6 protein-coding genes and 2 pseudogenes are annotated in these 7,833 nt (G+C 67.4%); 4 read left to right on the top strand and 4 right to left on the bottom strand.

Annotation, left to right across the window (positions count from 1 at the left end; translation table 11 throughout):
• Nucleotides 1-379 (bottom strand): annotated as a pseudogene (locus tag ACR2JI_RS09280) (hypothetical protein); the annotation flags it as partial.
• Nucleotides 380-679: 300 nt separating this feature from the next.
• Between ACR2JI_RS09280 and ACR2JI_RS09275 the strand changes: the two are divergent.
• Nucleotides 680-973 (top strand): hypothetical protein, encoded by a 294-nt coding sequence (locus ACR2JI_RS09275; RefSeq protein WP_526389787.1) that lies wholly within the window; start codon nt 680-682, stop codon nt 971-973.
• A 111-nt stretch (nt 974-1,084) separates the two neighbouring features.
• Here ACR2JI_RS09275 and ACR2JI_RS09270 read toward each other — a convergent pair whose 3' ends face one another.
• Both ACR2JI_RS09270 and ACR2JI_RS09265 read right to left on the bottom strand, forming a co-directional pair.
• On the bottom strand, nt 1,085-3,628 hold the full coding sequence (locus ACR2JI_RS09270) for a phosphatidylinositol-specific phospholipase C domain-containing protein (RefSeq protein WP_526389786.1): 2,544 nt from the start codon (nt 3,626-3,628) through the stop codon (nt 1,085-1,087).
• A gap of 24 nt (nt 3,629-3,652) precedes the next feature.
• Complete coding sequence (locus ACR2JI_RS09265) at nt 3,653-4,948, bottom strand: H(+)/Cl(-) exchange transporter ClcA (protein ID WP_526389785.1); 1,296 nt, start codon at nt 4,946-4,948, stop codon at nt 3,653-3,655.
• A gap of 112 nt (nt 4,949-5,060) precedes the next feature.
• Between ACR2JI_RS09265 and gnd the strand changes: the two genes are divergently transcribed.
• Genes gnd through ACR2JI_RS09250 form a run of 3 tightly spaced genes read left to right on the top strand, consistent with a single transcriptional unit; the run spans nt 5,061 to nt 7,609 of the window.
• A complete protein-coding gene (gene gnd / locus ACR2JI_RS09260; protein ID WP_526389788.1) occupies nt 5,061-6,071 on the top strand; it encodes a phosphogluconate dehydrogenase (NAD(+)-dependent, decarboxylating) in 1,011 nt (336 codons plus the stop codon).
• Nucleotides 6,072-6,096: 25 nt separating this feature from the next.
• Nucleotides 6,097-6,894 (top strand): class II aldolase/adducin family protein, encoded by a 798-nt coding sequence (locus tag ACR2JI_RS09255; RefSeq protein WP_526389784.1) that lies wholly within the window; start codon nt 6,097-6,099, stop codon nt 6,892-6,894.
• Between the two features lies 1 nt (nt 6,895).
• Nucleotides 6,896-7,609: an SDR family NAD(P)-dependent oxidoreductase gene (locus ACR2JI_RS09250; protein ID WP_526389783.1), complete on the top strand. Its 714-nt coding sequence runs from the start codon at nt 6,896-6,898 to the stop codon at nt 7,607-7,609.
• Nucleotides 7,610-7,624: 15 nt separating this feature from the next.
• Here the strand turns inward: ACR2JI_RS09250 and ACR2JI_RS09245 are convergent.
• Nucleotides 7,625-7,833 (bottom strand): annotated as a pseudogene (locus ACR2JI_RS09245) (glutamate-binding protein); the annotation flags it as partial.

The raw sequence follows: 7,833 nt of genomic DNA, 5'->3' as shown, positions 1-7,833 counted from the left end.
GCGTCGAGCTGGGGATGGCCGCGACCGGCTGCGCCGTGACCGGTGCGGGCGCCGCCGCGGCGGTGGGCGTGGGTGCCGGGACGACAGCGGCCTGTTGCTGGTCGGCTGCGGCGCTGGGCTTGAGCACTGAGGCGAGGATTTGACCCAGATTCGGCAGCGGCGCTTTGTCATTGGCGCCGACGGGCTTGTGGCCGATGGGCCGGCTCAGCGGCGCGATCTTGCCCGGGCTGGGGATCTGAACGTCCTGGCCGGGCAGCGGTTGAGCCTGTGCGGCCGCGCCCGAGCAGCCCTCAGCGGTGGCGGTCGGTGCAGTGAGCCCTGCGCACAGCACGGGGACAAGCACCCACGCCATCCAGGACGCGGGACCATGTGATGACACGACGCACCTTCCGTTCACAGCCGACAGCAGTGGCTGTCTGGTGTGACGCTAGGGGCGAATGTGGCGTATGCGACCGGCCGCAGGTGAATGGGTATGCGTTCGTGACCGTGTCGAAACCCGACGCGATCCGGTGCCCGCGTTTGAAAGGCCGGGTTGACGCCGCCGTCTATACCCGACCTGGGAATCAGGAATCATTCATATGTCTTCTCTATGAGTTTCGTGACCTGACCACCGGTTATTCCTAGGCTCGGAGATGCCGAGGCACACACGACAGCGCCTCACCGAATGAAAGGGAACACCATGGCTTCATTCCTCACCGCCGCCATCCTGGCCGGTGCCGCAGCGGCGGCCATCGCGCTGGCCCCGACGGCCGGCGCCGATACCCCGCCGAGTCCGTGCCGGGGTGCGGCCTGCACGGATAGCGGCCCCGGGAAAAACCCGGTGAATACCGCCAAGAAGAACCCGCTGGATACCACGTTCTCCAATGACCTGCCGACGGGCTGGAAGAACGACGCACAGTGGGCGCGGCCCGGGCCCGCCAGCTCCAATCCGTTCGGCTCCGGTCCGCGGCCGCCGGTCGTCGCACTGGACTAGCGGTGTGCCCGCCTCGGAGCGACAACTGGGTCACCTGACCAAGCCCCACCCAGGTTGTCGCTCTGAGGCGGGCAGGAAGGTGGGTTATTCCTCGAGTATCGCGAGACGCCGTCAGTCGGCAGATCCGCGAGCACTCACCAGCCGCGGTCCCAGTGTTTCGTAGACCGCGCCGATCCCGTCGCGGGCGAAGGTGGAACCGGCCGGCCAGAACTCCCGGTACCAGTCGGTGGTCACCAGGTTGACGTCATTCTTGAAGTCCACCCGCATCCACTGCTGAACCGCCGGATGCACGTTGAACATGAACTCCTCGTTGCTGCGCGTGCCGATGGTGAGGATGCCGGTGATGTAGTTGATGACGCTGGGCGTGGGCTCGCCGAACATGCCCCGGATCGCCGTGGGCGCGCGGTTGGCGAGGTTGTTCTCGTTGCCGTCAAACAATGCCGGCACGGACTGCACATTGGGCCATATCAGATCCACGGTGTCATCGGGCCAGAGGTTGTCGTCGGCGGCGACGACGGCGGCGTTGTTGTAGACGACGATCACGTTCTTGTTCATCGCCCACAGGTCGGCAAGTGTCGCCGAGATGCCCACTGCGCGAGGAACCATCCGCGACCCGAAGGCCGTATCCATCTGCGCGATGACCTCGGCGTGGGTCACCGGGGTGAAGTTGTGGATGCCCTGGATATAGATGATGAGCGCTTCGGTGGGATGTTCGGTGGCGAAGGCGGCGATATCGTCGACGGCATCAGCGAAGAGCACCGAGCGCAATCCGTGTTCGAGGTAGACCTGACCGTCGGGCTCGTTGGTCAGCCGCAGATCGACATAGCGGATGCCATCGGTGAACTGCGCGTAGAGATCGTTGGACTGGGTCTTGCCCCAACCGGCGGCGACCGGCTTGACGATGAGGTCCTGCAGGAAGCCGGGAAGCTCTGTGAGGAAACCGAATTGGGCCGCACCCGTCAGCGCCCACGGCGAGGTCGGGGTGATGCCGTAGCTGCCCGAGTCGTGCGTCCCGGGGATCGGCAGCTGCGTCAGTGGCAACGTCGACAGCGCCGGCAGATCGCCCATCCAGTTGGCCAGGTCGACGTTCATCGGCCCGACCGCGTCGACGCTGTAGCCGAACGTCACCGACTGCGGCCGGTTCGCCGACAGGTCGCCGCCGGCGGCGTCGAGGAAATTCAATCCCTCATTGGTGTAGGACAACGCCTGCAGCCGAACCGGACTGCTGGCCGGATCACCCGGGTCAAGCGGCGCGGCATCGCGGTAGAAAATCTTGTCCGGCTGCTCGCAGGCGTCTTCGTAGGCGCACCCGGGCGCATCGGTGGGCGCGGTACCGCCGTACTCGAGTTGCACCCAGGCGTCGGTGAGGCCGTTGACGGCGGCGAACTGACTCAGCGTCTGTCCCGGATCGGAGTACAGCTGGCCGAAATCGCCGGTGACGATCACCGCGCGGCCGATGGAGTGCGCCCCGATGAACGCCGACAGCTGGGCGATCTCGTCGTTCGTCAGTAAACCGCCGCTGGTGTCGACGTTGTAGACGTCCACCGAGGAGCCGCCCGGAATGTGCTGACGGGTGTAGGTGAACCCGCCGGGGTTGAGCAGGTTCGGCCGGGTGCTCCACTGCTGGCGGTCAAGACTCTCGATGTCGTAGGCGGACAGTGAGTTCAGCCCGTCGGAGAACGGCATCCCCAGCGGCCACGCCGAGGTGGGCACCTGCGGTGCGGTGCGGTCCGGAAACAGCGCGCCCGCGATCAGCAACCGGTGGTAGGCCACGTCCTGCTGGACGTTGACGATGTCGAAAGCGTTTATCCGCGAACCGATCTGGGGGGTGTTGGTGACCCGCGGCCAAGCGCCCGCAGAGATCGGGAACGGCAGATCGGAGATGTTGTAGGTCAGCACCGTGAACTCGCCGACGATGTCCTCGGTGCGGCCGGCGGTGTTATTGAACACCGTCACCGTCGCGGTGCTCTGATGTCCACCGAGCAGGCTGGTGTCATCGCTGACCACATAGGAGAAGGTGTCGGTGCCGACGAAGTCCTCGTCGGGTGTGTAGGTGAACGTGCCCGCGGTGTTGTCGACGGTCACCGTCCCGCGCTCCGGACCACCGGGCAGCCCCTTGACCGGCACCGAGAAGAGCAGCCGGTTGCCGTCGGCATCGGCGGCGGTGAACGCGATGGCGCCGCTGCTGACTCCGGCGGCCAGGTCCAGATCGACCTGCATCGGGGCGGCGACCGGGCTGGCGTTGAAGAAGATCCGCCTCACCTCCGGCGGCAGGATGCTGCCGCTGCGCCACGGGTAGAGGTTGGCGAAGGTGTCGACCCACACCTTGGCGTCGGCCAGGAACTCCTGCACCGGGTTGGCCGGTATGACCACGTTGACGGAGCGACGGGTGACGGCCGAGCGCGCGGCGCGCGCAACCGGGGGCGTGACTGTCGCAGCCGTGCGCGTGAGCGACGCTCCGACCGGGCGGCCGGGGATCCGTTTCGGCAGAGTCGTCGTGGCCCTCGGTGTGCTCGGGCGTGCAGCGGATGCGGAGCGCGGTGACGCGTCGCTCTGGTCGGCATCGGCCGACGCGGTGCCGAACGCCTGCGGCCCGGCCAGCGCAAACCCCAGCGCTACCGCCGCGGCCCAGGTCCTCGGATTGTTCACCGACATCGACGCAACGATAACGTGTGGCCGCTAACCCTTGGCCAGGCTGCGCTCACGCAGGCTGTCGTAGATCGGCGGTGACCCGACGAGGTAGGCCACCAGCACCGCCGAGGCCGTCGCGGCCAGCATCGGGATGATCGCCGCGGTCGAGGCCGTCATCTCGATGACCAGCACCACCCCGGTCACCGGCGCCCGGACCGTGGCACCGAAGAACGACGCCATGCCCACCACCGCCATCGGAATCGCCAGAAAGGCAATGTCTCCCGGCCACACCAGGTTCAGCACGCCGACGAACAGCACACCCCACAGTGCCCCGACCGCCAGCATCGGCGCGAACAGCCCGCCCACCACCGGCGCCGAATAGGACAGCGGGCCGGCCAGGAACCGCAGCACCAGGTAGCCGGCGATCACCATCAGCAGCAGCCGCTCACCGCCGAGCAGCATCTGAGTCAGCTCCTCACCGCCGCCCACCGCGTGCGGGTAGATCACCATCACCATGCCGATGATGGCGCCGATGATGCTCGCCTTGGCGACGCCGGGGATCCGCCGCATCGCGCTCACATGGTCCAGGAACCAGAGCACCAGCCGGTTGTAGGCGGCGCCGAGACATCCGGTCAGCAGGCCGAACACCGCGAACAGCGGAAGCCACGCCAGATTCGGTTCCTCGAAGTCCCCCAATCGGAATTCGGCGTGATCGCCCAGGATCAGCCGGGCGCACCCGACCGCCGTCGCCGCGGCGAACACCGTCGCCAGCACGGTCTTGATCCGGAACGACCGCGTCACCTCCTCGAGGGTGAACATGGTGCCGCCGATCGGCGCATTGAACGCGACGGCAAGGCCCGCCCCGCCCAGTGCGGTCTGCATCATCCGGACATCGGTGTCGGGAAGACCGGCCCGCCGTCCCGCCTGGGCGCCGATCGCCGCGCCCATGTGCACCGTCGGACCCTCACGGCCCAGCACCAGACCGGAGCCGATGGCCAGCAGTCCGCCGATGAACTTCGCCGGCAGCACGCGGATCGCCGGCGGCGGCACCTGGCCGCGGTAGGCGGCTTCGACATGTTGGATGCCGCTGCCGGCGGACAGCGGCTCCCACCGCACCACCAGGGCGGCCAGCGTGGCGCCGAACGCCGCGGCGGCCACCGGTATCAGCCAGCCCGGCCCGGGCAGCTGGTGCGCCCACTCCACGACGTGCAGCCGCAGCTGGTCGGCGGCTTGGAGCAACCAGCGGAAGGCGCCGCCGATGAAACCGATGGCCGCGCCGGCGATGGTCGCCGTCCCGCAGATCCGTACCGCGCCCCGGATGGAGTCATCGGGGGTGTCGGGCATCTGCGCATCGTAGGTGCTGCAAATCCGTTCCGTGAACCGCCGAACCGGGGAACACTGTCCCCGACCGCAGTTTCGGCGAACGACGGAGACAACGATGACGACTGGGGAGCCCATGCAGCTCGGGATGGTCGGTTTGGGCCGGATGGGCGCCAACCTGGTGCGGCGCCTGATGCGCGATGGGCACCGCTGCGTGGTCTATGACGTCAACCCGGACGCGGTCACGGCCCTCGAGGCCGAGGGCGCCACCGGAGCGTCGTCGCTGGAGGATTTCGTCGCCAAACTCGACAAGCCCCGGGCCATGTGGCTGATGCTGCCGGCGGCGATCGTGGATCCGACGCTGGAGAAGCTGATCCCGCATCTGGAACCCGATGATGTGGTGATCGACGGCGGCAACTCCTACTACCGCGACGACATCACCCGAGCACATCACCTGGCGGAGAACAAGATCCACTACGTCGACGTCGGCACCAGCGGTGGGGTGTGGGGTCTGGAACGCGGCTACTGCCTGATGATCGGCGGCGAGGACGAGGTGGTGACCCGTCTCGATCCGATCTTCACAACCATCGCGCCGGGTATCGGCGATGTCGAGCCCACCCCGGGTCGCACCCGCACCGGCGGCACCGCGGAACAGGGCTATCTGCACTGCGGCCCCAACGGCGCGGGGCACTTCGTGAAGATGGTGCACAACGGAATCGAGTACGGGATGATGGCCGCGATCGGCGAGGGCCTTTCGGTCATCAAGCACGCGAACGTCGGCAAGCAGACCCACGCCGTCGACGCCGAAACCACGCCGCTGCGTGACGCGTGGGCCTACCAGTACGACATCGATGTCGCCGAGGTGGCCGAGGTGTGGCGACGCGGCTCGGTGGTCAGCTCCTGGCTCGTCGACCTCACCGCGTCCGCCCTGGCCCGCTCCCCCGAGCTCGAGGAGTTCAGCGGTCGGGTCTCCGATTCCGGCGAGGGCCGCTGGACGGTGCACGCCGCCGTCGACGAGGGCGTGCCGGCCTCGGTCATCACCACTGCGCTCTACCAGCGCTTCGAGTCCCGGGACCTCGGCGATTTCACCGCCAAGGTGCTCTCGGCCATGCGCAGCGAATTCGGCGGCCACGCCGAGAAGAAATAGCGACACACGGCGTATCTTCAATTCCATGGCTGACTCCGACGTCGATCAGGCTCTGAAACTCGCGACCGGCAACACCTCGTCGCTCATACCGCAGGAACGCACCATCGAGCAGGAGCGCCTGCACCGCAAACAGAACCTCGCCGCGGCGTTCCGATTGTTCAGCCGCTACGGGTTCGACGAGGGTGTGGCCGGGCATATCACCGCCCGCGACCCCGAGCTCACCGATCACTTCTGGGTGAACCCGTTCGGCATGTACTTCGGGCACATCAGGGTCAGCGATCTGCTGCTGGTGCGCCACGACGGTGTGGTCGTGCACGGCGATCTGCCGGTGAACCAGGCGGCCTTCGCCATCCACTCCCAGGTGCACGCCGCCCGCCCCGACGTGATCGCCGCGGCGCACTCACACTCGGTGTACGGCAAGTCGTGGTCGTCGCTGGGCCGGCTGCTGGATCCGATCACCCAGGACGCCTGCGCCTTCTACAACGACCACGTGCTCTTCGACGCCTACTCCGGTGTGGTGCTCGATCTCGAAGAGGGCAAGCGCATCGCGCACGCCCTGGGCGATAACAAGGCCGCCATCCTGCGCAACCACGGTCTGCTCACCGTCGGCCACTCCGTCGAGGAGGCCGCCTGGTTCTTCATCGCCATGGAGCGCAGCTGCCACGCCCAGTTGATGGCCGAGGCCGTCGGCACCCCGGTCCTGATCGACCCGGAAATGGCCGAGCTCACCCGCAGCCAGGTCGGCAATCACATCGCCGGCTGGTTCAGTTTCCAGCCGCTGTTCGCCGCCATCACCCGCGATCAGCCCGATCTGTTCGACTGACGTGCAGATCACCGATCACGTCTTCGTCGTCACCGGTGCGTCGTCGGGGATCGGGCTGTCCACCGCGGAGGCGCTGGCCGCCCGCGGCGCGAAGGTGGCACTGATCGCCCGCAACACCGCGGCGTTGCAGGCGCTCTCGGCGCGCCTCCCGGGCAGTCTGGCGGTCACGGCGGACGTCACCGATTTCCCGGCGTTCACCGCGGCCATCACGGATATCCACCGTCACTACGGCCGGCTGGACGGCCTGATCAACAATGCCGGCCGCGGCTACGGCGCATCAGTGGAAACGATTGACCCGCAAGCGTTTACCGATATCTTCACCCTCAATGTGCTGGCGCCGATCGTCGGCATGCAGGCCGTCATTCCGATCATGCGCGCCGCCGGCTCCGGGGTGATCATCAACGTCAACTCGGGCACCTCGTTCATGACCATCCCCGACTACAGCGTCTACTCCGCGTCCAAGCGCGCACTGATCGGCATCACCCAGACCGCCCGCGGGGAATTGGCCGGCGACGGCATCGTGGTCAGCGAGGTCTATCCGGGGATGACCGCGACCGACTTCGGCAAGAATCGCCTCGGCGCCGGTGGTGACACCACCGACTACTCCGTCGGCGATCCGCCGGAGGTGATCGCCGAACTCATCGTGGGGGCCATCGAGGGCGGCGAGGCGCAGTACTTCGTCAACGATTTCCTGCGGAAGCTGGCGGGCGCCTGAGCGCGGTACCGCCGCTCAGTATCTGTCGATCGCCGGCGGCGCCGGTGCGGTCAGTCCGGCCGGCCCGAGGTTCTTGTCGAAGGCCGCCTTCCATGCGCCGTCGGCCTCCATCTTGGCCAGCGCGTCATTGATCTTGGCCCGCAACTCGGAGTCGCCCTTCTTCAGTCCGATTCCGTAGCGTTCCTGTGAGAACGGCTGACCGGCGATCTTGAACTCACCGGGGG

It is taken from the genome of Mycobacterium sp. (genome assembly GCF_051006775.1).
Lineage (GTDB): Bacteria > Actinomycetota > Actinomycetes > Mycobacteriales > Mycobacteriaceae > Mycobacterium.
Note: the sequence above shows the minus strand (reverse complement) of the source record. Positions and strands in the feature narration are given on the sequence as shown.

Excerpts from the sequence above, each read along its gene's own strand:
- ACR2JI_RS09275 (WP_526389787.1), top strand. The coding sequence starts at position 680 with ATGGCTTCATTCCTCACCGCCGCCATCCTGGCCGGTGCCGCAGCGGCG.
- ACR2JI_RS09270 (WP_526389786.1), bottom strand. The coding sequence starts at position 3,628 with ATGTCGGTGAACAATCCGAGGACCTGGGCCGCGGCGGTAGCGCTGGGG.
- ACR2JI_RS09255 (WP_526389784.1), top strand. The coding sequence starts at position 6,097 with ATGGCTGACTCCGACGTCGATCAGGCTCTGAAACTCGCGACCGGCAAC.
- gnd (WP_526389788.1), top strand. The coding sequence starts at position 5,061 with ATGCAGCTCGGGATGGTCGGTTTGGGCCGGATGGGCGCCAACCTGGTG.
- ACR2JI_RS09265 (WP_526389785.1), bottom strand. The coding sequence starts at position 4,948 with ATGCCCGACACCCCCGATGACTCCATCCGGGGCGCGGTACGGATCTGC.